Consider the following 25,339-nt stretch of genomic DNA (forward strand, 5'->3'; position numbering starts at 1 on the left):
CTTTACAGGTTTACTTCCACTTTTGAACGGGTTAAACTCTTTTTGTGAACAGATTAAAAGCAAAAATAGAACGACCAAGAGGAGGGCTTTGTCGCGGGCAGAGGGCAGAACAGCCCCATTGAAATATTTCCGTACCTTTACACGGAAAACAGACTATCACTTATCCATGACAAAAACAACGGCATACGCTCCTCAGTGCGTCTCGTTAGGTCCGGGAGATCCTAACCTTCTCACGCTCGGAGCTTTGAGGATACTTCAGGAGGCAGACGTTATCTTCTGTCCGGCTACCATTAGAGAGAGTTCCGTCACATCACGTGCAAGAGACATCATACTCGCTGTCGGCATAGAGGAGAGCAAGCTGAGACTGTTTCATGTACCCATGAGCAAAGACCGCTCGAAGGCTATGGTTGCTTACGCAGAGGTTGCCGGGGAGATATTCCAAGCCGTTCAGAAAGGTCTCCGAACCGCATTCGTGGCGGAGGGGGACTCCTGTTTCTACTCCTCCGTACACTATATATCCGATATTCTATTGGAGCATCACGGCTTGTCCGCAACGCATACCGCCGGAGTTCCTGCCTTTATTGCTTGCGGCTCTTTGGCAGGTATTCATATCGTGAAGCAGGATGAACCACTCTCCGTTTACCCTTCCAATGTTACACCGGAACAGATAGAGAAAGATCTCTCGGAGCATAAAACAGTGGTGCTGATGAAGGTGTCTCAACAGCAACAGACGCTTCAGGCTCTGCTGCAAAACCGCCCCGATCTCTCGTGGCACTACTTTGAGAATGTCGGAGTATCGGGCAAAGAGTACTACACGACAGATAAGAGCATCATAGCCGAAAGGGAAGTGCCTTACTTTTCTATCCTGATCCTTCGCAATGAGTGAACCTGCAATACTTGTAATAGGAGGGACAACGGAAGGCAAGATAGCCGCCAAGGTGTGCGACGAAGCCGCGAAACCTTACTTCTACTCCACGAAAAACCGTTCGGGCGAAGTGGAATGCGCTCACGGCATACGCCTTACGGGCGGATTGGATGAAGAGAGTATGCCTCGTTTTTGCAGGGATAACGGTGTGGCTCTTATCATAGATGCGGCTCATCCTTTTGCCTTGAATGTCCATGCCAATATCGGCAGGACGGCAGAGCTGTTGCCGGATATTTCGACCATTCGTATGGAACGTTCGTTTCCGCAAGTGGATTCACGCATCATTCCGTTCGATAGTTATCAGGATGCCATTGCCTATCTTTTCGAGCAGGACATCACTTCGCTGCTTGCTCTTACGGGCGTCAATACGATAGCAAAGCTGAAAGATTATTGGACGAAACACACTTGCGTTTTCCGGATAATGCGGAGAGAGGAGTCGCTGGAGAGTGTCAAGGCAAACGACTTTCCATTCGAACAGATTGTCTTCTATGACGATGAGCAGGACGATGAAGCTCTTTTCAAGAAAGTGCAGCCACAGGCAATCATCACCAAAGAGAGCGGTGAGAGCGGAGGTTTTGCGGATAAAGTGAACGTTGCACTGCGTATGGGAATACCGGTGTTGGTGATACGCCGTCCGCCTCTGCCTTATAATCCTACGGAAACAGTCTATGGACCTCACGGACTGAGAAAGAAGATCGAAGCTCTTCTTCCCTCATTTTTCCCGCAAAAGACCGGATTCACCACCGGCTCATGCGCTACGGCTGCCACGAAAGCAGCCATCACAACGCTTCTTACAGGCGAAGAGCAGGAGACAAGTGAGATTTTACTACCCAACGGAGAGCCGGTAACTCTCCCCATTGCATCTACCGGAGTGGAGAGCGATGGCGGTATCATCTGTTGTGTGATAAAGCAGGCAGGAGACGACCCCGATATTACCGATGGTCTGGAGATCTGTTCGTCCGTTTCTTGGAGCAGGGATGTGCCGAAGGGAGAAGTGAGATTTCTAAACGGCGAAGGTGTCGGCGTGGTTACGCTTCCGGGTTTGGGGCTTGAGATCGGAGGACCTGCCGTGAATGCCACTCCTCGAAAGATGATGACGGCAGAGGTGTTGCGCACGCTCGACCATTACGGCTACCACCCGGATATGGGCATCAACATCAGAGTCTCGGTACCTAAAGGGCGAGAGACGGCAGGCAAGACCTTCAACCCTCGTCTCGGTATAGAGGGCGGAATATCCATACTCGGCTCATCCGGTATAGTGAAACCTTTCTCCACGGAAGCGTTTATAGCCTCTATCAAGAGAGAGGCTCAGGTCTCCAAAGCAGTAGGTGTAACGCATCTTGTGATCAACTCCGGAGCAAAGAGCGAAAGGTATCTTAAAGCGCTCTATCCCGATTTTCTCCCTCAAGCATTCGTACAGTATGGCAACTTTATAGGTGAAACGCTGAAGATTGCAGAGGATTTGGCATTCGAGCAGGTTACGCTCTGCGTGATGATAGGTAAGGCTGTCAAACTGGCTGAAGGTGCTCTGGATACGCACAGTAAGAAAGGCGTGATGAACAAAACCTTTTTGCAGGAAGTGGCAAAGGAGTCGGGATGCTCTTCGGAGACCATCCGGCAGATCGGAGAGATCACTTTGGCACGCCAGCTTTGGGAGATTGTCCCGGCGGAGGAGCGTCTATTTTTCGACAGACTGATCTCTTTATGCCGCCGGCACTGCTCGTCTCTGTTTACGCATGGAGCTTTTCATATATTGCTGATGGACGATGAGGGCAATGTTCATCGCTCTTCTGTCTGAACTCTTTTCTCTCTCCTTAAACCGATTTTTCGTATATCGCATGAAACCGATACAGACTACTCTTTTCGCTTTGGCACTGCTCTTTTTTTCTGCCAAGATGTATGCTCAAAACTTTTACAGAGCCGAGCGTCCGGTCTTATCGGCTATGGAGATGAAGCGTGGAGAGCTTTCTCTTGATGTCGAAGCGGAAGCATTTTTCAGAAACAACGAGTATGCCAACAGCATTATAGCAGACTACACGCTTCCCGGATACCGTGCGGCATTCGATCTGACCTACGACCTCAAGAGCGTTATCCCTGTCCGCCTCTCTCTGGGAGCGGAAAATCTCTACTTTTTTGGAGCGTCCAGATACCCGGCTGCTATCGCTTACAGCGACCTCCCATACTGGAAAGATGAAAACCCGTACACGCGTTTTCGGATAAAACCACGCTTTAGAGCCGCAATGGCACCGAGCAAAGAGTGGCTGATCATACTGGGCAGACTGGAGGGTTTAGGCAGACACAAGCTCATCGAACCTCTTTTCCATTCGGAGCTGAACCTCACATCCGACTCCGAGAACGGCTTCCAGCTCCGTTACGATACGCCTCGAAGATATTTCGATCTCTGGATAGACTGGCAGAGCTTCATATTCAAACACGCCACTCATCCCGAAGCGTTTGTTGCAGGAGCCAATCTGAGACAGAGGCTTTTCACGGCTCACACGGAGAGCAAGCATACTCTGGATCTCTCCTTACAGTTTATCGCTCATCATCGGGGCGGAAAACTCAATGACATACATCCCGATACCGTTCACACTTGGGTCAATGCCTCAGTGGGAGCAGTGCATATGATACCCGGACTCATCCGTAACAGGTACACGCTTAAATCCGAAGCGTATCTGCTCTTATACTCTCAACGAGGCGGACACTTCGCTTCCGACAAAGGTTGGGGAGCTTATGGGAAGATGACGTTGGAGTCCGAAAGCGTTCAGCTCTTCGGCTCTCTCTGGTATGGGAAAGGCTTTTTGGGTGTGTTGGGATCGCCTTTTGTGCAGAGCATAGACAGGCACGGCGCATTTTATAATGCCGATAGGAGCTTTGCTTTCGGGCAGATAGGAGCTTCTTATAAGATAGTGGAGCGCAACTTATACACCTTTGGGGCGGAGGCCTCGCTATGGATACATCCGCAAGCCTCCTCGCTCACGAGTCATCATTTGGGCGTTTACATCAGCGTTTCGCCCTCTTTTCTGCTGAAACGTTTCTGATAAGAACTTCCTATCTATCCTTTCTCCCTTTTACGAAGTAGAGATAGACCGGGAAGTGATCCGCATATCCTCCTCTGTATTCCCCTGCCACAAATGTACGAGAAGGGTAACCCTTGTACTGACCGTCAGGCTCTGTGAGAAGAGAAGAATTGACAATAAATGCCCTGTATCCCTTATCCGGATCTGCATAAACGGTAAATCCGTCGGGGTTTGAAGCTGTTCCGAAGACCGCATTTTTATTGATCATCAACATGTCGAACAGGTTCCAGGCATCCTGATGAGCCAGAGTCCCGTAACCGTCTGCGTATAGAGCGTGCATGGGAGAGAGCAGGTCGGACGGCTCTTTGAGCAGGTCTGCAGACGGCAGTGCCCGTAGTCCGTTTACGATACTTGGGCTTACGGGATCATCGTTGAAGTCGCCCATCAGAACCACCTTAGCCTCCGGAGAGCAAGCCACAATGGAGTCGCTCATCTGTCTCATCGTAACGGCGGCAGCCATTCTTCGCTTTAGGGAGATCTGTTCACCCCCGAAACGGGATGGCCAGTGTCCTACGATAAAGTGAAATGTCTCGCCTTCGTGGCGCATCTCGACGTGTAGGAGGTCTCTTGTCTTAATATGTTCTTCGTCTGGGATCACTACCGGCTTGATGCCTGAGCTTACCACTTCAAACATCTCTTTGCGGTAGAGCAGAGCGCAGTCTATGCCTCTGGGATCGGGCGATTCGTAATGTATGATGCCGTAGCCCTTATCCGCTATCGCCGGCATTTTGACAAGATCTTCCAGTACATACCTGTTTTCTATTTCGGCTAAACCGAGAATATCCGGACCGCCCATACCTCCTATGAGAGATATGGCTTTTGACATGTTGTGCAACTTGTGTTGATACTTTTTGGTGTCCCACTTGTTCTTGCCTTTTGGAGTGAACTCTTCATCGTTCACCTTGGGCTGATTGATGGTGTCAAAGAGATTTTCCAGATTGTAGAACGCTACACTGAAATACTTTTCCGACCTCTTTTGTCCGGGTTGTGCACTCGAAGACAGGGCTGCAAATGCCGATAGTATGCACACGCATGCTATCAAGCCGATATACTTTCCTTTCATGTTTTTCTCTGTTTATATGGTGCCGAAAGCTACTCTTCGTGAGAATATCGCTTTTCGGTGGCACAAAGTAAGAAAATTTGAAAGGAATAAGCAAAAGAATAGACAAAAACTCTGTTTTGAGAGCCGTAAAAATCGCTTCGGATGAGTCCGGATTTTTATATATTCCATCCCGAAAAATACTCCCTTTTTTTGCTCTCTCTATTTTGGTCGGAGATGGTGTTTTCAGAGCATGACCAAATTGTTAAATCAACCCCGGTTTATTAACACAAATTCCGATACCTGTTCATCCAAAACGGTAAACGAGCATATTGTTTCGGCTTAACGTGTTTAATTTTTCAATGAACACGTTTACCGATTTCATTTAATACGTTTACCGGATTCAATTAACGTGTTTAGAATTTTTGGTTAATCTGTTGAACATTAGTGTTTTATCTGTTTTTGCCATGAAAAGTGCATTTTCAGGAGGATTTCTTTATTTGGAATTGTTTACAATCAAGGGTGTTAAATTTTAGGGTTATTAACTCGAAAAAGGCTCATGGATTCGATCGGGAGGAAAAATTTTTCAAGGATGGGCTGGTTTTGTATCCTGTTGTTTATGAGAAGATTATAGGGATATTTGAAAGCAGACAGATGAAAATGCTCTCAAAAAGAGAGGAAAAGGAGCGATGAAAAACAGGGGAGAGCCGCATCCGTTTTTATATAAAAGCGACAGCCCTAAGGCTGTCGCTTTTGTTAGAAAAGAGTCTTTCCGTTTTATATTTATACCTCAAAGGAGATGTATGGTTTTATCTCCAAAAAATTGCGTTCGAGAAGATACATATACTTTGCCATGAAAGAGAAGTAGTCTCCCCACTGTTGCGGCACATGATAGTCGAATGCGCTTTCCTTGTAGATGCCGATCTGCGTTACACGCTTGCCCACTTCTGTGGTGGTCTCCGTGCGGATCTCAAGGGGCAGATCTATGTCCTGTTGGAGAGTCTCCATATACGGTATGATGCGCTCAAGCATTTCGGCTCTCTCGTGATGTGCATTGTGGCTCAGCTCTATGACCACTGCCACGTGCCGGCGTTCCACTATAAACTTCAGTGCAACGCCTTTCACTTTGGTGTGGTGCAGTATCCAGAGCTTTTTTCTGCCACGCAGCGAGGGTTGTACCGACGCATATCGGGCAAAAGCGTTCCAGAATTCGGTTTTGAGAGCAGCTAATTCGGCTTTTGTGTACATCGGGATGAGATTAGAACGTTGCAAGCTCTATGCGAGATATGCCCCACTCTTGCGCAAGCAGTTCTATGAGTCTTCTCTCTATGTCTTCCATGGGAGGAAGAGAAGAGGAGACCAGACGCTCCATGGTGGTAACACCCTTATCGGTAAATCCGCAGGGGTTGATCAGGTTATAGATAGAGGTGTCGAGATCTACATTGAGCGCCAAGCCGTGCATGGTGATGTACTTCGAGCAGTAGATGCCCACGGCACACACTTTGTCGTAGCTGCGTTCTCCGGGAACCCATACACCGGATGCGCCTTCGATCCGAGTGGTATTCCTGAAACCATATTCGGCAAGGAGCTTCATGACAGCCTCTTCCAGACTCCAGACATACTTCTTTACCCCGATGCCGAGATCTTCAAGGTCTATGATGGGATAGACCGTAAGCTGTCCCGGACCATGGTAAGTAACATCTCCGCCTCTGGAGGTGTGGTGGAGTTCTACGCCTCTTTCGGTGAGTACATCCTTTGAGAAGAGGATATTGTGAGGGTCTGCGTGCTTTCCCATCGTGATGACGGGTGTGTGCGTCAGGCTTATGAGGGCATGGCGAGCCGGTTCCAACTCTCTTTTTCTGAGGAGTGCTTCGTTGAACAACTGCTCTTGCAGGGTAAGACCTGTTGCATAAGGGATCTCCCTCAGCGTGGTATAGTGGAGTATTTTATCTGTCTGTTGCTGTTCTGTTGTCATGGTTGTTTATGGTGTTAGTAAGTGTTACTTTTCCTATATCTCCTCTTCCGTGTCATCTTCTTCCTCTTGTATGCCGAACTTATTTGCCCAACAGCTTTCGCTCATGTGGCATTTGGTACAGGATTTGGTGTTGGGAGTATAGGGATTGTCCGGGTTGATGATTTCGGTCAAAAGCTCTTGCATGAAGGGGAGAAAAGTCTCCCGGTAGTCTTTTGCGTAGTCTCTTATCTCGTCTGCATCCATTTCTCTCTTTTCTCCACCATTTTTGGGGAACTTGAAGTAGTTGATCGGAGTGGCATCGTAGGTCTTGAGAATCATCGGACAGACACCTTCATATCGGGAGTTCAACATACCGGCTTCGCTATCGGACGGAGCAGAGAGAAGTGCCTCACAGTACAGAAGAAGCTGGACAATGGCGAGCTTCTTGAAAGAGGGGAGCTTTTCCATGGATAACTCTTGGGGAAGAGTGGTTTCGTCTCTACCGCTCTTATAGTCCACTATCCGCAGTATCCGGGTATCCGTATCGAGCCGGTCTATGGTCATCGTAAAGTTGACCTCCTCTCCGTTACCTACCGGAAGAGGGAGCTTATACTCCTTCTCTCCTGCGATGAAGTAGTATGGAGTCTCCTCTTGCTCCAGATCGGTGCGGATAATCTTAAAGACCTGATCACAAGCATTGGCGAAGAGTGCGGTGTTGAACCCTTTCGGATCATTGGGAACACCGCTTGAGCCGGACATATAATAGTTGTAGGAGCTGCGAAGCTCGCTTATCACATGATGCTCTTCTTCTTCCAGCCACGACTTGAGTTGCTCTTTAGAGATGAGTCCGGGCTTATCCGGAGATGAGAGGAACTTCCGATAGAGGTTGTTCATACTCCTGTGTATGATGCTTCCTATAAGGGCAGGGTCGAGAAGTTCTTTGAAACCGGTCTCCTCTTTTATCCCATATATATAGGTGTAATAAAACTGTCTGGGGCAGGAGAGATACCTCTTTATGGAAGAAGCGGAGAGATACTTACCACTTTCGGGATCCGTGATTTCGGCAATGAACTTCCGTACCAGCTTTCTGTCTATCTCCTTATTCAGATCCGGATTTTTATCCATGATGAGAGGATAGTGAGCACTCTTGTAGGAGACTTTGATGCCATGAATGAAGTCGAGCTGGCGGATAAAACGAGAGACTTCTCCCAATGAGCCTTTTCCCTTTCGGGTATCGTAGGTGAAGACGATCCTCTCTGCCGATGAGATGAGACGATAGAAGTGGTAGGCTCTGACCTGCTCGTGCCATTCGTAAGTAGGCAATTGGAACCCGACTCGAAGCGTCATGGGGATAATGCCGGATATGCTTCTCCTGGGCGGTAGAAGTCCTTCTTGCGCATCGGGAATATAGAGGGTATCGAAGTCGAGTCCTCTTGTTTCGAGCACTCCCATGATTTGGAGTCCGTGAAGAGGCTCTCCCTCGAAAGGAATGGACTGCGATTTGAATATGGTCAGCATCATCGAAGCCACAGTTTTGAGCGTAAAAGGAGGCAGAGTGGAGAGGGTCTGGGAGCGGTGCAGACGGAGCAGGTCTTCAAAAAGCTGCTCTTGCGTCTTCACGATCTTTAGCAGATGCGGAACGACATAAAACTCTGCATTGGTGCGCTCGACTGCTTCTTTCTCGGCTTTGAGCTTATACTCTTCGGATCTCCACTCTTCACTCTCTTCAGGCTTTTTGTATCTGACGTCTGCAATGAGCCGCAAGATGCTCTTCAGATAGGGTAGAAGAGCAGAGCCGTCATCCGCAGAGAGTGGTAGAAAGATCCGTTTGAAAAACTCTGTTTCCGTTGCTGTGAAGGAGTGAGAATATTTCGACTTGGAAAGAAAACCGGCAGGGTTGAGAAGCTGATCGGATGGAATGTAAAATATGCGCTCTCTCTCCATAGTCTTGAGTATGGCTGCGGAGGCTTCTCCTATGATATCGGAGACGATGTAGTTGGATAGCACACGTTCGACATCCGTATGGTGATATTCCACTGTTCCGGCTTCGTTTCGTTTTGCTCTCAGGTGCATCCGGATAAGAGTCTCTATATAACCGATGTACGATGAGCCTTTGACAGGGTACCCCATCGTTATATTCAACTCCGGAACAGAGGATGGAATGTTGTTGAGTAAAGGTAGCAGGAGCGACTCGTTGGGCAGAATGATGGCGGTGTGAAGCTGATCTCCGGATGAGAGCGATGGGTTTTGCTCCAAAAACTGTCCTATCACTCTGCTTTGGGCTACACTTGAAGGAACGCTGTAAACAGACACTTCCGGAACGGTCTGCTTGATCTTATACTCTATATAGTCCGTATCTCCCGGTGAAGGAGAGGGGAAGAGTTTCAGATTTTGCTCTTTGAAGTAGAGCGCTTTGCCGTTGGGAAGAAGTGCTTCGAAACGGTAATCCCAATAGAAGATGGTGGATGCGTGCTCTTTGAAGAGAGATAAGAGCCGCTGTTCGACTGGTGTAAGAGCATTCAGCCCCACGAATACGAAGGTCGTTTTAGAGGAAGAGAGGGGAGTGGGATCGGCTTGGAGCTGTTCCAATAATGCCCGTAACGCCATGCCTTCATAGGCAAGATTTTCGTCTTGCAGCTCTTCTCTGAACTTGAAATAGAGCTTGCAGACTCTCTCCCAAAAGAGTAGAAAACGACGATGATAGACATCACTCTGTCCGGATTCCGGCAAACTGTGGAGAAATGGCTTCAATGCTTCTCTCTGCTCTTCGGATAGATAGGAAGTGTCGCCCTCTAATTCTTTGAGATCTCTCAGGTTTCGGAACAGAGCCCCGGCATCTATCAAGTGTTTGTCTATATCGTTAAAATCGCTGAGAATAAGAGAGGAGAGAGAGTAGAAAGCATCGAAGTTTCGAGTGGAAAGGCTCTCATCTTCTTCATTTTCTCCCGCTAGCTCCTGGCAGAGTTGCAGATAACAGATGTAGAGTCGGTATGCAAGGAGGACAGGGTCGGCATTGGTACTCTTGCTCATCTTACCTAAAAACTCTTCGAGAGTAACTATTTCAGGAGAGAGTATAGGCAGATCCGCCGTGGCGTGTTGGCGTATGTAGTGCCGAAAAAACACTCCGCTACGTCTGTTGGGAAAGATGAATGTGTAGCGGTATAAATCCGAACGATGTGCCGAGACAAAGTGATCGGCTATTTGTTGTAAAAGTTTCACGAGCCAAGTTCTATTATTTCCATATCGGATATTATTCCGTTATCCATTGTAAAGCGAACCAATGTCCTAACTGTCTGTTGCCCATACGTGCCGGCAGCTCCGGGGTTCACCACCAGGCAATCTAAGGAGTGATCGTACATGATACGCAGGATATGAGAGTGTCCGCAAACGAATAGCTTTATCCCTTTTCTGCGTATGGTGGTCGCAATGGTTGGGGCATACTTTCCGGGATAACCTCCAATATGAGTGATGAGAACCGGAATGCTCTCCATGGTGAACTCTTGTACGAGAGGAAATTCTCCTTTTAACTTTCCACCATCAATATTACCCAACACAGCGCGTAAAGGTGCTATCTCCGAGAGTTTATCAGAGATCTCTATATCTCCTATATCTCCTGCGTGCCATATTTCATCACAGCCGGAGAAGTGTTCTCTATACCTTTCGTCCCAAGTGGAATGGGTATCGGATAGTAACCCTATGCGTTTCATTTCCTTGTCTTACTTTGATTGGAACTCTTTTTAACCTTTGTGAAAGGCTGAACTTCTACGCGATGCAGCATGGTGGGTTCTTCTCCTCGCAAAGCAATACGACCGGATGGAGTTACCTGTAAACTGTATCCTTGGGAGTAGTCTATACGTAAGAGCCCAAGCTGTACCATTTGAAAAATATAGTCTTTCCACTCTCTATAAGAAAGGTCTAACCCTATACCGTAAGTGGATAGAAGATGGTAACCTCTGTTTAGAATCTCGTATCTTCTCGATCCTCGAAGGATTTCCACGGTTGTGTCTATGCTGATTTTCTCTCCGGCACGAATGATTGTGCTGAGTGCTTTTTGAAGAATAATCGTAGCATCGAACAGATCTGTTTGGGGAGAGAGACATACATCGCAGTTGCCACAGTTGTGATGAGCTTCTTGCCCAAAGTAGCTTAGCAATATTCTCCTTCGACAGATAGAGCTTTCGCAGAATCTTTTCATGTATTCCATCTTCTGCTGATTCAGCTCTGTGCGTCCCCCTTCTTCTAACAGCTTGTCGAGTATAAAAATATCCCCATAAGAGTAAAAGAGGATCGTGGAAGCTGGTTTCCCATCTCTTCCTGCCCTGCCTATCTCTTGGTAATAACTCTCTATGTTGCGAGGCATATTGTAATGAATGACCCATCTGACATTGGACTTGTCTATGCCCATACCGAATGCGACAGTGGCGCAGATGACGTCTATCTGATCTCCGACAAACATCTGATGAACCAGATCACGAGATCGTGCCGGGAGTCCGGCATGGTAAGGCATCGCCCGAAAACCCATCTTGTTGAGTCTGCTCGCAAGTGCTTCCGTATCATCTCGCTTAGTGCAGTAGATGATTCCGGTTGATCCCCTCTCGTGGGCTTCTATATGTTGTTGTATGGCACGTATCTTCTCATCTTTTTTGTATCCTCTCCGGACGGTAAGAGTAAGATTGGGGCGATCAAAATCTCCAATCAGCTCTGTCGGATTACGGAGATCCAATCTCTCTATAATATCTTTCCTGGTTGTCTCATCCGCTGTTGCGGTAAGTGCTATGATGGGAGTATTCGGCAGATATTGCCTTACGATGGAGAGCTTGCCGTATTCCGGACGGAAGTCATGCCCCCATTGGGATATGCAGTGTGCTTCATCTATGGCAATAAGAGATATATATTTCTCTTGGAGAAGCTGTAGGCCGAGTGGGCTGAGAAGTGTTTCCGGAGCAAGGTAAAGGAGTTTGAGTTTTCCGAAATAGAGTTGCTCCAAGACGTTTCTCCGTTCGGACTCTTTCATGCTGCTGTTGAGAGTGGCAGCTGTGAGGTCTGAAGATTTATGAGAAATAGCTTTGACCTGGTCGCTCATCAGGGAGATCAGAGGAGATACCACTATTGTACACTTGGGAAGAATAAGGGCAGGTATTTGAAAGCAGAGACTCTTCCCTCCGCCTGTCGGCAGCAGTACAAAAGTATCTTGCCCGTTAAGAACAGCCTCTATCGCTTCTCTCTGGAGCGGTCTAAACTCAGAGAGTCCAAACTGTTCTCTAAGAACTGTTTCCGGAGTCTGTTCCTGCAAATGGGGCATCACACTCATTTTTCTATCTCTTTCGGGTTATCTTCGTCTTCGTTCTCCTCTTTTTTCTTTCCTATCCCTTTCAGTGTGGAGACGACCTCTTCAAGGATTCCATCTTTCCACTCCAAATAGTTATTGGTATGGGTAAAGAATATATCCAATATCGTCTGTTCTCTTTCATCATACGGCCCATGTATGACATTCAGAGCTTGTGGCTTCATCTCTATAAGGAGATGATCGGTTTTGGGTTTAGGGTCTCCATCCACATGGAAATGAACCGGATCTTGGAGTTCTATCTCTATGCGTTTGCCGCGAAGCTGTTTGGTGTATGGATTTTTGTCCAAACCTTTGGAGAAAAGCTGGTATGCAATCTGTCCTGAGTGTACTAAAGAAAACTCCTCAATCATGGTTACATCAATAATTCCATCCGTTATGTCTGCCTGAGGAGCGATATACGCATTGTTGCCGTATTGGGAAGCATTGGCGCAGGTTAGTAGGAAAAGAGAGTTTGTACTCTTTTTCCCGTCTACATCTATCTCGCATCGAAGAGGTTCATGCTTGAAGAACGTATCTATTACCTCTTGTACATATCCTGCCGGACCTCGTTGAGTACGTTGACTGAACCGGGCAGAGACTTCGGCATCAAAGCCTACACCGCATGTACAGAAGAAGTATTCGTCATTCACCGTGCAGGCATCCATGCGGAGGCATTTGTGTTCCAAAAGGGTGGCGATTGCTTCTTCCGGATTTTGAGAAATGCCCAACTCTCTCGCGAGACCGTTTCCGCTACCCATCGGAATGATACCTAAAATAGTGTTTGTTCCTACAAGCGACTTTGCCACTTCGTTTACAGTCCCGTCTCCACCAATAACCACCACGATGTCTGCTCTCTTTTCTACGGCATCTTTAGATAGTTCGGCACCATGTCCTCTATGGTTTGTTTTATGAGATTCGTATCTGCCCTTCTTCTCTTTAATCGCTTTTTCAAGAGAAGCGAGTACACCATCCTTGTCCCTCTTTTTGCCGGAAGCCGGATTACAAATGATATAATAGAATCTCTTTTTGGATCTCATACCTTTTACCCTATGAGTGTTCGTACTTCATTCTCTCCCTTTTGGGTCAGCTCTATCAGTCCTCTCGGCGACTGCTCAAAAGCAGAGGATTCAAACGGGCGACCTATCTCCAAGACAAGTCGACGAGGTTTTACAAACAGCGCATTCTTAGGAAGAGCCTCATAAGCACCCTTTATTGCCACCGGCAGAATCGTAGCCTGCGTGTCGAGAGCTATCTTGAAAGCACCTCTTTTGAAGCGTTGCAGTACCCCATTATTGGTACGAGAGCCTTCCGGAAAGATGAATATCGAGTAGCCTTTCTCTATTGCCTCCTCTGCCTGTTTTATCGTTAGTGCTGCGGTTCTTGCACTACTGTTATCCACAAAGATGAAGCCGCTTTTTTCGCAAGCCCATCCCACAAACGGCACTTTCCTTAGGGCTCCTTTCAGTACCCACTTGAAAGGGATTCCCATGTAACCATAGAGCATATAGATATCCAAAGAACTCTGATGGTTCGATATCACTATTGTTGCTCTGTTCTTTGGGATATTTTCTTTTCCATGCACCTCTATCGGACAGAGGAATAGAGCCAAAGCTATACGCGACCAGATACGCCCCGGATAGTAACTGAATATCCGCTCATTGATGAATGCAGATCCTACTCCTGCAAAGATGGCACATAAGATCGTTGTAACAGCAAATAGAGGAAGGGCTATTATGATAAGATAAACAAGGTAAAAGAATCTCTTCATTGCCGGACATCTTTTAATGTGGAGGAAGATCTTCTTCTTCCCTTCTGTTGTGATTGTTCATACCGCTTTGTACCGTTCTCATCGAACTGTTGCGGTGAATATCGAGGTCGTGCCCGTTACAGAATTTCAGAAGTTCGCCCCTGAAACGTAGCAGCACAATATCCGTAGGACCGTTACGGTGTTTTGCTATGATGAACTCCGCCATGCCTCTGTAATCTATCTTTCCATCCTCACTTTCGAAGATCTTGTAGTACTCCGGACGATGGATGAAGCAGACCATATCCGCATCCTGCTCTATTGCTCCCGACTCCCGAAGGTCTGAAAGTTGAGGTCTTTTAGCCTCTCCCGTTCTGCTTTCTACCCCCCGGTTGAGCTGAGAAAGAGCAATAATGGGGATATTCAACTCCTTTGCAAGGTGCTTCAAAGAGCGAGAGATCATACTCACTTCCTGTTCCCGGTTTGCGTTGCTCTTCATTCCGCTTGCGGTCATGAGCTGAAGATAGTCTATGATGATCATCTTCACATCATGCTCCCGCACAAGTCTTCTTGCTTTGGAGCGGAGATCAAAGACAGAAAGACCTGCGGTGTCGTCCAGATAGAGAGGTGCCTGATAGAGGTCGCTGACGCGCTCCGTCAATATGCGCCACTCGTCAGCCGAAAGGTCTCCACGTTTAATCTTTTCGTTTTCTATCTCACAATGATTCACGATAAGACGGTTCAGCAGCTGCACTTTACTCATTTCGAGGGAGAATATGGCTACCGGAAGATTGAAGTCCATAGCCATAGACTTAGCCATGGAAAGCACAAAGGCTGTCTTACCCATAGCCGGACGGGCTGCGATGATCACAAGGTCGGAGTTTTGCCAACCTGATGTTAGGGCGTCTATATCGGTAAATCCGGAGTTGAGACCGCTTATACCGTCTTTCCTGATATACGCAGCCTCTATCTGTCTCATGGCATCCTGCAAGACGGAGCTTACGGGTACCACTTCGTTTTTATCGTTTTGCTGGGTGATCTCAAACAGTCGGCTCTCCGCCATCTGCATGGTATCCTTGACGTCTATACTGTCATCATAGGCATACTTGATCACCTCGTTGGAAAATCCGATCAGTTCTCGCTGGATTGCATGTTCGTGCATGATCCGGGCGTGAGTCTCCAAGTGCGCCGTACTCGTTACCTGTGTACTCAGAAGCGTTACATAGTGGTCTCCACCGGCAGCCTCCAGCTGTTTTTTCTCTCTCAGCTTTCGGATGACGGTGATAACATCGGCAGGCTTCTGCTCAAGTATGAGATCCCTTATCGCTTCAAAGATGACCCGATGCTGCGGATCGTAGAAACTTTCGGGACGAAGCAGCTCTCCCACCTCTGTGTAAGCATCTTTCTCCAGAAGAAGAGCCCCTAATACGACCTGCTCCGCTTGTAGATTTTGTGGCGGTTTCATCGTTGCCGGCAAGAGGACATTAGGAGACTTTCTGCCTCTATGCCCGGATGCTTGTGTTTGTGTTGTGGAAGAGTCCATATCTTATCTGTTGATGGTTCTGTTGTTTGAAAGGATGGGAGGTTAGCTGTCCAGCTTCAAAACGGCAAGGAATGCCTTTTGTGGCACTTCCACCGAACCTATCTGCTTCATGCGCTTCTTACCTTCCTTCTGTTTTTCCAGTAGCTTTCTCTTACGCGAGATATCCCCTCCGTAACACTTTGCCGTTACGTCTTTGCGGACGGCTTTGATGGTTTCGCGAGCAATGATCTTTGCTCCGATTGCTGCCTGAACAGCAATGTCGAATTGATGTCTTGGGATAAGCTCTTTCAGCTTCTCGCACATACGACGACCGAATGCCTCACTGTTGCTTGCGTGAGTCAGTGTAGAGAGGGCATCCACCGGCTCTCCGTTGAGTCGTATATCCAGTTTTACCAGCTTCGATTCCCGGTAATCGTGGATATGATAGTCGAAGGAAGCGTATCCTTTAGACACACTCTTGAGCTTGTCATAGAAGTCTATCACGATCTCACCCAGAGGCATGTCGAAGATGATCTCTATCCGATTGCCCCAGATATAGTCTTGCCGTACCAATATACCTCTTTTGCCAAGGCAGAGAGTCATTATAGGTCCGATGTAAGCCACATCCGTGATGACGGATGCTCTGATATAAGGCTCTTCGATATAGTCTATAAATGCCGGGTCGGGCAGCCCCGAAGGGTTGTGTACCTCCGTTACCTTTCCTTTCTTATCGTGTACAATGTACGACACGTTAGGCACTGTGGTGATGACGCTCATGTTATACTCCCTGTCGAGACGCTCTTGTATGATCTCCATGTGAAGCAGTCCCAAAAATCCGCAACGGAATCCAAAGCCCAGCGCAGCCGAGCTTTCCGGTTGGAATGTGAGTGATGCGTCGTTGAGCTGAAGCTTCTCCAAAGAGGCGCGCAAATTCTCAAAATCCTCCGCCTCTATCGGGTAAACTCCGGCAAAGACCATTGGTTTCACTTCCTCGAAACCGGCAATAGCTTCCTGTGCGCCGCCTTTCACGTGAGTGATGGTATCTCCCACCTTGACCTCTTTGGAGCTTTTGATCCCGGAGATGATATAGCCTACATCGCCGGTGCGAATCTCCTGACGTGGCACCATATCCAGCTTCAAGATACCCACCTCATCGGCATCGTACTCCTTCCCGGTGGCGACAAACTTCACGAGGTCGCCTTTTCGGATGACACCATTGCAGACCTTAAAGTAGGCGATGATGCCTCTGAACGGATTGAACACACTGTCGAAGATGAGACACTGAAGCGGACCATCCGGACTGCCCGTAGGTGCAGGCACACGCTCCACAATGGCATTGAGGAGATCTTCGATGCCTTCTCCGGTCTTTCCGCTTGCTCTCAGGATTTCGGAACGATCGCAGCCGAGAAGAGCCACAATATCGTCCGACACCTCTTCCGGAAGCGCACTTGGCAAGTCTATCTTGTTCAAAACCGGGATGATGACCAGATCGTGCTCCAGTGCCATATACAGATTGGATATGGTTTGAGCCTGAATACCTTGAGCGGCATCCACGATAAGCAGAGCACCTTCACAGGCAGCAATGGAACGGGAGACCTCGTATGAGAAGTCCACGTGTCCCGGAGTATCTATCAGGTTGAGGGTGTATTCCGTGCCGTTGTGAACGTAGTTCATCTGTATGGCATGGCTTTTAATGGTTATCCCACGCTCTTTTTCCAAGTCCATGTTATCCAACACCTGCGAAGTGATACTACTCTTGTCGAGTGTATTGGTAAACTCCAACAGACGGTCTGCCAGTGTACTTTTCCCGTGGTCAATATGGGCTATGATGCAAAAGTTGCGGATATGCTTCATCCTCTGATCTATATATCTTTTATTTGTTCAATCTTTCTTCGCGACAAGAGAGCTGTATCTCGTAGCATACAAAGATACAAATTATATTGAGACCTCTGAACAGAGAAGCTCCCCTTTGACCCTGTTTGTCGTATCCGTTTTTCGGTTTTTGAGGCGATTTTCAGAGCGTCATTTTTATATATTCCATCCCGAAAAATGCTCACTTTTTTCGGTCTCTCTATTTTGATCGGAAAGGTCGTTTCCGGAGCATGACCGAATTGTTAAATCCGGACTGTTTTATTAACACCATTTTCGATACAGGTTTACTCAAAACGCTAAAGCAGTATATTCTGTCGGCTTAAAGTATTCAACGAAATCAATAAACGTATTTACCGATTTCATTTAATACGTTTACCGAATTCAATTAACGTGTTTAGAATTTTTGGTTACTGCGTTGGTATAGAGTGCTTTATGGATTTTTGAGCCAAAAAGGTGCTTTTTGGTACTATTTCTCTATTAATAATTATTCACAATGGAACGGCTTAGATTTTATATTTATTAACGCAAAATCGGGCGATAAAACCGACCAAGAGGAGAGTTGAACGCAAATTCGAGATATTTATATCCGTTTGATTGATAGTGTGTTATGGATTTTATTCAAACAGAGACTGAAAAACCGACAGGATGAGAAGGTCTGTTTTGAGGGCGCACTCCAAATCTATTTTTATATAAAAGTGCACCCTCAAAACCGCCTTCGTTTAGAGGCTCCAAATGAACCTTACGGCGACTCCCGGATTTTCCCGGAAGTTGTACCCTCCATAGTACACGCCGATATTGAATCCGCCTAACAGAGAAAGGTTGTAACCGGCTTCAAAAAATGGTTTTTCCGGCAGAGCTTTGTCCCAATAAGACTTCAACAGCAGCCTCTCCTGTGTCAGATATTTTCGCTTCCCAAACAGATTGCCGAGTATGCGTGGCAGAGGGGCGGATACTTGGGCTTTGCCGTACAGCTTGCCGGCATAGGTGTAAGGCGGCATCGTATGGAAGAGGAAGTCTTGAGGAGATACGAAAGAGGTATTTTCGTACTTGAGATAGTTTCTGTCATCTGCATACATACGCTTCAGATGTGGATAGTAGCCCACCTCTGCCTCATAAAGTATGGGATAGCTGCGCGTGATGTGATAGAGTCCCTTTACATAGCCGGAGACGAAGCTGAAGTCGCTGTCGTTGCTACCCGGAGAGGGGATTGCCTGCTTGTATCTCAAGGAGAAGAAGAGCGGATTTCTTGCAGTCCAACTTGCTGAAACGGGCGCACTGCTACTCCCGGTAGAGAGTGTAACCACACGCTTTGTGCCGTCTTCACTTTGCTGTATGGAGAAGTTGTCGGAGAGGATCTTATCCATGTTGATCTCGTTCACCACCTCTTTTCTTCCGTTTATCACTCTGTAATAGGGCGATGTGTTGAAAGAGAGGGCGACGTCTATCGTGTTGGAGCGGTGCTTCTCCATGCTGTAATAGTTGGGGTAAGGGTAGTGCGTTTCCGCATTCATGAAGTTGACGAAACTCTCTTGCCCCGGTTTTACAACCCCCCATATCCGCTTGTCCGGAAGCTGTTGGCTTCTTCGGTGTTCTGCTCCCAAAGAGAGCTTTACACCATTGAAGAGGTCTATCTTATTCTGTACACGTATGTAGCTTCTATCGTACAGCATGTTGGTGTAACGGCCATCATAGAGGGTGAAGAAGGCGTTGTTGAGATTGGTGAGTAGGCCGAGCTGCTGTCCGCTAATATCATCACTGTGATGTCCAGCCTTTAGTGTGAGGAGTCCTCTACGCATTCCGGCATACTCCAGATAAGATTCCACACGCCAGTACAACTCTTTTCGATGAGTGGTGTAGTACAGGCTTGGCTTGATGTCGAGCCGTAAAGGGTTTTCCTTGCTGCGGTTGTTGTAGCGCAAGAAGAGTGTCGGGCCGAGCCAGAAGCCGTCTGTGTACCGGTAGTTGTTCAGGGTCATTCCTAAAAGTCCGTTGATTCCCACTACCCATTTTTTGTTCTTGGAGATATGGTCATATCCCCAAAACAGAATATCCAAAGGGTCTGCGCCGGTGCGCTCACCCTCTTTCTTGGGAGCCAATGCACGCTTCTTCTCAAAGACTTTGGCCAGTGAATCTTGTTTTGCATAGCTCTCTTTCTCTTCTGCGGACAGCGGTTGCGTGGAGATCTCCTGCCAGTAGAGAGAATCTCTTTGGAGTGCAAGAGAGTCGGACGATACCTTTATTGTTCTCTTGATTTCGGGGATGAGGTATGGGTCTTTGACATTCAGACCAAGTGTGTCCATCTTATGCTCCAGTGCGGCAATGCTTTTCTCTATTTTTCTTTTCTGTCCGCGCTTTTGAGGTAAGAAGATTGCATCATCCGGCATACTCTTCTCCTCTTCGGAGAGCCTGGTTTCCTTGATCTTGTCTATGGAGCCGTCCAGCACCACTTCCTTGTATGAAGTGGCGGAGAAAAGGGTAAAATCCATCTTGATACCCAGCATATTCAGATACATGTTCAAGGCATAAGAGGTGGGCAGAAGCAGACCATCCTGAATGGGATTGAGTGTTACGTTGAGCGTCTGTCGCATTGTCCCTGCAAGGGATACGTGGGCAGTGAGATGTGTGGGCGCCCATGTCTTGTCCGATATGGATAGCTCTCCCTTCGTGGTTCCATCTTCTCTGCTGCCATAAGATATGTGATAGATGGTTTCTTGACCCTCTGTGGTGGCACTCTTCAGCTTGTAAGAGTAGAGGCGCAACCCGTTCAGGCGGATCGGACTTGGTATCGAACCGTTGTTCCCTAAGCCTATGTACGCACCATAGATATTGCTCATCATGGAGTTTATGGTAGGTACGGCAGCTGCGCTGGACTTGGTCAGCTTCTCCGGAATGGAGGATCGCATCGCCAACGTATGGTATTTGTAGCTGTTCGGAGAGGTGTAAGCGGTTTCGAGTTCTCCCTCTACGACAAATCTTTTGCCGATGTACTCTTTCATCGCCACTCCTTCATCCTTGACATTTTTAAGGAAGAAAGGAAGATCTTCAAGCTTCATACTTCCTTTGGTATAGGTGTGTGAGACAGAGCTTTTGACTATCTTCTCATATATCGGAGTACGGCTCATTACTTTGCGCATGATGGCATAGGCAGGGTCTTCGGCTCGTTTGTCGCGCTTTACGACCACGTCGGCAATGTTGTATGTTGCCGGTTCAAGCGCAAACTCTGCACTCTTGTTCTCTCCCTCATGGATGGAAAGAGAGGTGTGAAGCGGTTTATAGCTTAACGACTTGACGATTAAAGCGTATGTGCCGGGCTTGAGATGCAGTTTGAAGAGTCCGCTCTCGTTTGCGATGACACCGCTTTGAAGCTCTTTGATATAGAGTGTCGCGTGGGGAATACCCTTGTTGCTCCTTTTGTCTTTAATGACTCCGGAGATGGAAACAGCAGAAGCAGCCGGCTCTGTCTGTGCTTCTGAATGAGAGAAGATCGTGGCAAAAAGAACGATGAAAAGCGTACCACAGATTTTCCCGAATAGTGATTGGCTCATGGTTTTACTATCATAAGTAAGTATTGCTTTTGCAAAAGTATTTCTTTTATCTCTATTGGCAATGCGAGAGAGTGGGCAATAGAAATTGCCATTTGGGGCGAAATGACTAACTTTGTGCCACTATACAAATAGACCAATACGGGGATGACTGGTTTTGACAGCGCGTAGAGGTGGTTTGTAAGCACGTAGTGCATTGTAGCCTGGCACTTTAATCTCAGACTTCAGACCTTTTAAATGGCGCAAATAATTACGCTCTTGCTGCGTAACCGAAGTACAGTAAGTTAACGCTTTATCCCTGCAAGCTGCGGGGACGAGACACTACCCGGATACTCTTATCCCGAAGTGGTCCGATCATGGTAGTGCCGGTATATCGGGGTTATCCTTTGCATCGCCTTGCTGTAAGGGAGACATTTTAGAGGCTAAGCACGGAAGAGGTAGCTTCGTCCATACTTCCGACGCCGACAATAGAAGTGAAGCTAAACGTGTAGAAAGCAAATTAGTTCCGTGTTTGGACGAGGGTTCAAATCCCTCCATCTCCACAGAATGATACTGCTTGTCGGTATTAAAAAAGTTTTGAACACGATGTTGAACACACAAGAACGCTCCGAGACAGAAGTTTTGGAGTGTTTTTTTGCATAATGGATTTACTGATGTTTTTTTTCTGTTTGGTGGTAAGGGTAAAAGAGACTTCGATCAAGGTTATATGAACCAGATCTTTTTCAGATTTAAGACGTCTATTTTTTGAGGTAGAGAGATAGACTGGATGGAGGAAGAGCAGAAAAGAGGTATTACTATTGCGTTTCTACTAAGAAATAGATATCTTCGCATATCAGGAGGATTTTTCTATATGTAAAATAAATGTGTTATGTGCTTATTTAGGTAGATAGAGGTTCTTATAAAACTCATCTTTGGTTAGATAGATATAAAATTTCATCTGTCTAGGTGTGTCTGGTGGCTGTTGGACGATGATTCTCAGCGATGGGCAAAATAGTATTGCGAGGGGGAAGGAGGAAATTAAAACCTTTTATTCGCTAGTGGAGATGAAAATTCACATATTGACTAACAATGGGTTTAGTGAGAATTGTGTAGGCTTTCACTCCTTTGCTCTAATGCTGAGGGATTGTAGTTGTTTGTCGTTTTTTTGAGCGAATGGATGCAGAAAGAAATAGGAAAAATCCTTGATGTTTGATTATTTATGGAGGAGAAATTTAATGGAAGTAATAACGATCTTAAAAGAATTTTTGGGTTGGGACTTTGCCCTTGTTTTGATTGTTTTTGTGGCGGTCTATAAGGTAACACAGGTAGTGACAAAGATAAGATCAGATCACAATAATCTAACGAAAATAGCAGATAAGGGAGAAAAGAATATAGAGGAAATTCGACGGGACTTATCTTATATAAAGGGTTCCCTTGATATTTTAATGAAGAATGGAGCGAATAATTTCCTTCAAAGTCAGAGTCCGATATCCGTAACAGAAGAAGGGAAAAGGGTTGCATCAGAACTAAAAGCAGAAGAAATCATATCTAGAAATTGGGATATCATTTGTCATAAGATATCTGAGCTTGAGAGTCCTTCTCCATACGATATACAGCAGTATTGCCTTGAGCGTATTGCCGTTGATCCTTACGTATTTTTTGATATAGAAGATATTAAAAGGGTTAAAGACTTTGCTTTTAGCCAAGGGAAACCTTTACAGTTATATCTCAGACTGCTTGGAATACTAGTAAGGGATAAGTATTTTGAAGAGAAAAATATTCCAATTAGTAGTATTGATGAGCCTTGATGCTGATCTATTTGCTTTATGTAGCGGTGATTTTTTTGTTTTCACATCTTTATTTTTCTATATAAGAGCGTTAGCAGTGATAGTGATGAGGGAAAAGATGACCTATTCACAAGCACTTTTTCTTTGAAAACTCTAATTTATGAGACAAATAAAGGACTTATGAGAAAGAAAAATGCTCAGGATGATGATTGTTTTCGAATAGATTATGCGCATCTATTTAGGACGTTATTTTCTGTATTTGTGTCGTAAGTTAGACTCTATGAGAATTGATTTTGGTTGTTCGGGGCAATTCGCTCAACACTCGGAGAGGTGATAGCGAATAGTTATCGCCTTTTTCTTATTCCAAAAAAGAAATCTTTTTCTTAAATTTGGGTCAGATAGTTTCACTGTCCGGAACTATGGACATGAATAGTTAACAACGTATAGTATAAAACTAATTTTAGAGCATTGTCAGATGAAACCTTTATTATTATCTCTTCAAGCACTCGCTCAGAGCGATACCATTCCGTCCGGAATAGGTGAAACCCTTCCTGTGGAAAGCCCGGCATCTCCCAACTACACAACGTATGTTCTGATCTTGATCGGAATCGTATTCGTGGGTTATTTCTTTGTAAGCAGGCGGCGAATGTTTGCGAACATTTTCCGTGCCATCTCGGGAAAATTCGATGTTACTTCCAATAATCCTCTAAGCACCGAAAAGCAACGTCATATACTGCTTGGAGCGATCTTCTCCTCGCAGCAGAATGCACGGCTCGACTCTCTTAAACTGCATATCGACAGCAAGCAACGCAGCATGATCCTCGACGAATGGTGGGATATTCGATGCACCGAAGATGCTTTGGAAACACTTGACGGTTTACGAGACAAAGGGCATCGTTACTTCTTCCCTTATGTCTTGGAAGCCATGAAGCAACCCGATGATCAGGCTAAAGGGGATGTTATTCTTGCTCATTTCGAGGAAGAGGAAGAGATAGAGCGCGCTGTGCATTTCTTGAATAATCTGTCCGGATCCGTAGAGGCCATGAAAAAAGAGGAAACCATTACGGGTATCGAAGATTTGGAACGAATAGGCGTAGGCGGTTGGGACGTCGGACGGCTCTCGTTTATAGCTCGTGCCTGTTATGATGCCGGGTATATAGATGAAGAGACAGCTTGGAAATATCTGCAAGATGCAGACCGACTTGCTCATGAGAAACTTGACTCTTGGAAGGCTTTAGCCGAAAGTTATGTCGTAGGTCGATACTTATGGGGCGGAATAAATGCCGATAGCTCTTTGATCCGCCTGTATGCGACAGAGCTTTGCACCAAGCCCGATAGTCCTTGGAACAAGATTGCGTTCTGATCTCTATCCCGAAAACCACGAAATGAGGTATTGATCCGAAAAAAAAGTAACTCTTTCATAATGATAAGTCGGTAGGGTCGGGGCAGTCCGCCCAACCGTTTGGGGTGATAGCGATAAGCTGTCGCCCCTTTCTTTTTTGTCCGGGTACGGAGCGTCAGAATGTGTCCGAAGAAACTGATCTTCAGGTGTATTTCGTTTGATATCTCGCTGAACGGCAAGAAAGGTGTTCCTCTTGTAAAAAAAGAGGAACAATACTTCCAGTGCATATATCACCCGAAGACCGGTTGCTGTAACGCAAAAAGATGAGGATGAGTCCGAAGCCTACTTTTTGTACAGCCGGTAAAAGCCTACGCCCAAACCGATGCAGAGCACAAGCAGCGGGTATAAGAGCATCACGGAGAGCTTTTGGGTCTCTATCTCACCGGCTCCATTCATGATTCGTTCTATCTGCTTGATCCATTCAGCAGTGCTGAGAGAAAGTGCGACTATCGCCACAATAATCTCCACACTTACCAGTCTCATGCGAAATTTTCTGTCGCTGTGCTCCGTTGTCTTGACCAGAAAAGGAGCCCATACTGCTCCCAATGGCAGGATAACCCCAAAGAGGGTAAAGAATGCGATTTTGGCTTTTTTATTTTCCATAGCCATGCCTTTTGTCGGTTGTTTTTGCATCGGTTCGGATACTGAATATCCGTCTGTATGCGAAATTAGTAAAAAAGCAGAGATTGTATGTGGCAGATCCGGATTGCTCTTTCTCTCTTCTTTTTTGTGCCTTGGCAGTCTTTTCTTGAACAGGTTTGGAGGTTTCTTTTATCGGGTTTACAGGTTGTTCCAAACGGGTTAAGAACCGGAAGTCAAGGCTCGCTTTTTGGAAATCAAGGTTCGATTTTTGGAAGTCAAGCCCTGATTTTTAAGATTCAAGCCCCGACTTGGAAAAGTTAATGGCTTTAGCGCGGTTTTTATACGGCTTTAGGAGATTTTGTAGAAGCGTTAAGCTCTTTTTCTTCTTTGCTTCATCGGAAAGTCTGTCCGGCGGCAGATGATAAAAGAGGATATTGAGAGCAAAATGTTATCATGCAACGATCTCTTTTTCGTATATTTGTAAACCATGTTGTAGTTCCGTCTAAAGGAGGGTAGAATGCCGAAGACTCATCGTGTATTGCCGCCAATATTCTTCTTGTAGAGGGTACATGGTAGGAGAAACAC

General features: G+C 46.5%; 18 protein-coding genes and 1 other RNA gene. 7 read left to right on the forward strand and 12 right to left on the reverse strand.

Annotated features, from left to right (window positions below):
- The first annotated feature begins 166 nt into the window (after positions 1-166).
- Genes cobI through HQ43_RS07330 form a run of 3 tightly spaced genes read left to right on the forward strand, consistent with a single transcriptional unit; the run spans position 167 to position 3,966 of the window.
- Entirely contained in the window at positions 167-886 is a 720-nt protein-coding gene (gene cobI / locus HQ43_RS07320) for a precorrin-2 C(20)-methyltransferase (RefSeq protein ID WP_036791677.1), read from the forward strand.
- Complete coding sequence (gene cbiD, locus HQ43_RS07325; protein ID WP_036791679.1) at positions 879-2,723, forward strand: cobalt-precorrin-5B (C(1))-methyltransferase CbiD; 1,845 nt, start codon at positions 879-881, stop codon at positions 2,721-2,723. Before cobI ends, cbiD begins: the two co-directional genes overlap by 8 nt.
- 40 nt (positions 2,724-2,763) lie before the next feature.
- Positions 2,764-3,966, forward strand: coding sequence for a hypothetical protein (locus HQ43_RS07330; protein WP_152567501.1), 1,203 nt, complete (start codon positions 2,764-2,766; stop codon positions 3,964-3,966).
- A gap of 10 nt (positions 3,967-3,976) precedes the next feature.
- On the opposite strand, the gene HQ43_RS07335 is transcribed toward HQ43_RS07330, so the two are convergent.
- The 11 genes from HQ43_RS07335 to HQ43_RS07385 form a co-directional block, all read right to left on the reverse strand.
- Positions 3,977-5,068, reverse strand: a complete 1,092-nt coding sequence (locus tag HQ43_RS07335; RefSeq protein WP_036791681.1) for an endonuclease/exonuclease/phosphatase family protein — start codon at positions 5,066-5,068, stop codon at positions 3,977-3,979.
- Positions 5,069-5,827: 759 nt separating this feature from the next.
- The gene (locus HQ43_RS07340; protein ID WP_152567502.1) at positions 5,828-6,316 is read right to left on the reverse strand and encodes a DUF4268 domain-containing protein; all 489 of its coding nucleotides are present in this window, start codon (positions 6,314-6,316) and stop codon (positions 5,828-5,830) included.
- Positions 6,303-7,019, reverse strand: a complete 717-nt coding sequence (lipB, locus tag HQ43_RS07345; protein WP_052103138.1) for a lipoyl(octanoyl) transferase LipB — start codon at positions 7,017-7,019, stop codon at positions 6,303-6,305. The genes HQ43_RS07340 and lipB overlap by 14 nt, the downstream gene beginning before the upstream one ends.
- 33 nt (positions 7,020-7,052) lie before the next feature.
- On the reverse strand, positions 7,053-10,217 hold the full coding sequence (locus HQ43_RS07350) for a PD-(D/E)XK nuclease family protein (RefSeq protein ID WP_036791686.1): 3,165 nt from the start codon (positions 10,215-10,217) through the stop codon (positions 7,053-7,055).
- Entirely contained in the window at positions 10,214-10,705 is a 492-nt protein-coding gene (locus tag HQ43_RS07355; RefSeq protein WP_036791688.1) for a metallophosphoesterase family protein, read from the reverse strand. Before HQ43_RS07355 ends, HQ43_RS07350 begins: the two co-directional genes overlap by 4 nt.
- Positions 10,702-12,309: a RecQ family ATP-dependent DNA helicase gene (locus tag HQ43_RS07360; RefSeq protein WP_152567503.1), complete on the reverse strand. Its 1,608-nt coding sequence runs from the start codon at positions 12,307-12,309 to the stop codon at positions 10,702-10,704. The genes HQ43_RS07355 and HQ43_RS07360 overlap by 4 nt, the downstream gene beginning before the upstream one ends.
- On the reverse strand, positions 12,306-13,361 hold the full coding sequence (locus tag HQ43_RS07365; protein ID WP_052103139.1) for a diacylglycerol/lipid kinase family protein: 1,056 nt from the start codon (positions 13,359-13,361) through the stop codon (positions 12,306-12,308). Before HQ43_RS07365 ends, HQ43_RS07360 begins: the two co-directional genes overlap by 4 nt.
- A 5-nt stretch (positions 13,362-13,366) precedes the next feature.
- The gene (locus HQ43_RS07370; RefSeq protein WP_036791692.1) at positions 13,367-14,092 is read right to left on the reverse strand and encodes a lysophospholipid acyltransferase family protein; all 726 of its coding nucleotides are present in this window, start codon (positions 14,090-14,092) and stop codon (positions 13,367-13,369) included.
- Between the two features lie 13 nt (positions 14,093-14,105).
- A complete protein-coding gene (dnaB, locus tag HQ43_RS07375) occupies positions 14,106-15,533 on the reverse strand; it encodes a replicative DNA helicase (protein WP_161781560.1) in 1,428 nt (475 codons plus the stop codon).
- Between the two features lie 120 nt (positions 15,534-15,653).
- The gene (gene lepA, locus HQ43_RS07380; protein ID WP_036791694.1) at positions 15,654-17,444 is read right to left on the reverse strand and encodes a translation elongation factor 4; all 1,791 of its coding nucleotides are present in this window, start codon (positions 17,442-17,444) and stop codon (positions 15,654-15,656) included.
- Between the two features lie 737 nt (positions 17,445-18,181).
- Entirely contained in the window at positions 18,182-21,007 is a 2,826-nt protein-coding gene (locus HQ43_RS07385; RefSeq protein ID WP_036791696.1) for a DUF5686 and carboxypeptidase-like regulatory domain-containing protein, read from the reverse strand.
- Positions 21,008-21,147: 140 nt separating this feature from the next.
- Between HQ43_RS07385 and ssrA the strand changes: the two genes are divergently transcribed.
- The 3 genes from ssrA to HQ43_RS07395 all read left to right on the forward strand — a co-directional run bounded on the left by ssrA (position 21,148) and on the right by HQ43_RS07395 (position 24,133).
- Positions 21,148-21,549: a transfer-messenger RNA gene (gene ssrA / locus HQ43_RS09705) on the forward strand.
- 669 nt (positions 21,550-22,218) lie between these two features.
- The gene (locus HQ43_RS07390) at positions 22,219-22,791 is read left to right on the forward strand and encodes a hypothetical protein (protein ID WP_036791699.1); all 573 of its coding nucleotides are present in this window, start codon (positions 22,219-22,221) and stop codon (positions 22,789-22,791) included.
- A gap of 454 nt (positions 22,792-23,245) precedes the next feature.
- Positions 23,246-24,133, forward strand: a complete 888-nt coding sequence (locus HQ43_RS07395) for a DUF1266 domain-containing protein (protein WP_052103140.1) — start codon at positions 23,246-23,248, stop codon at positions 24,131-24,133.
- A gap of 321 nt (positions 24,134-24,454) precedes the next feature.
- Here HQ43_RS07395 and HQ43_RS07400 read toward each other — a convergent pair whose 3' ends face one another.
- Complete coding sequence (locus HQ43_RS07400) at positions 24,455-24,805, reverse strand: hypothetical protein (RefSeq protein ID WP_036791702.1); 351 nt, start codon at positions 24,803-24,805, stop codon at positions 24,455-24,457.
- 57 nt (positions 24,806-24,862) lie between these two features.
- Here HQ43_RS07400 and HQ43_RS07405 point away from each other — a divergent pair, with 57 nt between their 5' ends.
- Entirely contained in the window at positions 24,863-25,075 is a 213-nt protein-coding gene (locus HQ43_RS07405) for a hypothetical protein (protein ID WP_036791705.1), read from the forward strand.
- The last annotated feature ends 264 nt before the right edge of the window (positions 25,076-25,339 follow it).

It is taken from the genome of Porphyromonas canoris, from assembly GCF_000769115.1.
Classification (GTDB): domain Bacteria; phylum Bacteroidota; class Bacteroidia; order Bacteroidales; family Porphyromonadaceae; genus Porphyromonas_A; species Porphyromonas_A canoris.

Bases quoted from the DNA above. Each gene is read 5' to 3' on its own strand.
- HQ43_RS07330 (WP_152567501.1), top strand. From the start codon at position 2,764: ATGAAACCGATACAGACTACTCTTTTCGCTTTGGCACTGCTCTTTTTT.
- lipB (WP_052103138.1), bottom strand. From the start codon at position 7,019: ATGACAACAGAACAGCAACAGACAGATAAAATACTCCACTATACCACG.
- dnaB (WP_161781560.1), bottom strand. From the start codon at position 15,533: ATGAAACCGCCACAAAATCTACAAGCGGAGCAGGTCGTATTAGGGGCT.
- HQ43_RS07365 (WP_052103139.1), bottom strand. From the start codon at position 13,361: ATGAGATCCAAAAAGAGATTCTATTATATCATTTGTAATCCGGCTTCC.
- HQ43_RS07395 (WP_052103140.1), top strand. From the start codon at position 23,246: ATGAAACCTTTATTATTATCTCTTCAAGCACTCGCTCAGAGCGATACC.
- HQ43_RS07385 (WP_036791696.1), bottom strand. From the start codon at position 21,007: ATGAGCCAATCACTATTCGGGAAAATCTGTGGTACGCTTTTCATCGTT.
- cobI (WP_036791677.1), top strand. From the start codon at position 167: ATGACAAAAACAACGGCATACGCTCCTCAGTGCGTCTCGTTAGGTCCG.
- HQ43_RS07390 (WP_036791699.1), top strand. From the start codon at position 22,219: ATGGAAGTAATAACGATCTTAAAAGAATTTTTGGGTTGGGACTTTGCC.
- cbiD (WP_036791679.1), top strand. From the start codon at position 879: ATGAGTGAACCTGCAATACTTGTAATAGGAGGGACAACGGAAGGCAAG.
- HQ43_RS07400 (WP_036791702.1), bottom strand. From the start codon at position 24,805: ATGCAAAAACAACCGACAAAAGGCATGGCTATGGAAAATAAAAAAGCC.
- HQ43_RS07405 (WP_036791705.1), top strand. From the start codon at position 24,863: ATGTGGCAGATCCGGATTGCTCTTTCTCTCTTCTTTTTTGTGCCTTGG.
- HQ43_RS07360 (WP_152567503.1), bottom strand. From the start codon at position 12,309: ATGAGTGTGATGCCCCATTTGCAGGAACAGACTCCGGAAACAGTTCTT.
- HQ43_RS07370 (WP_036791692.1), bottom strand. From the start codon at position 14,092: ATGAAGAGATTCTTTTACCTTGTTTATCTTATCATAATAGCCCTTCCT.
- HQ43_RS07355 (WP_036791688.1), bottom strand. From the start codon at position 10,705: ATGAAACGCATAGGGTTACTATCCGATACCCATTCCACTTGGGACGAA.
- HQ43_RS07335 (WP_036791681.1), bottom strand. From the start codon at position 5,068: ATGAAAGGAAAGTATATCGGCTTGATAGCATGCGTGTGCATACTATCG.
- lepA (WP_036791694.1), bottom strand. From the start codon at position 17,444: ATGAAGCATATCCGCAACTTTTGCATCATAGCCCATATTGACCACGGG.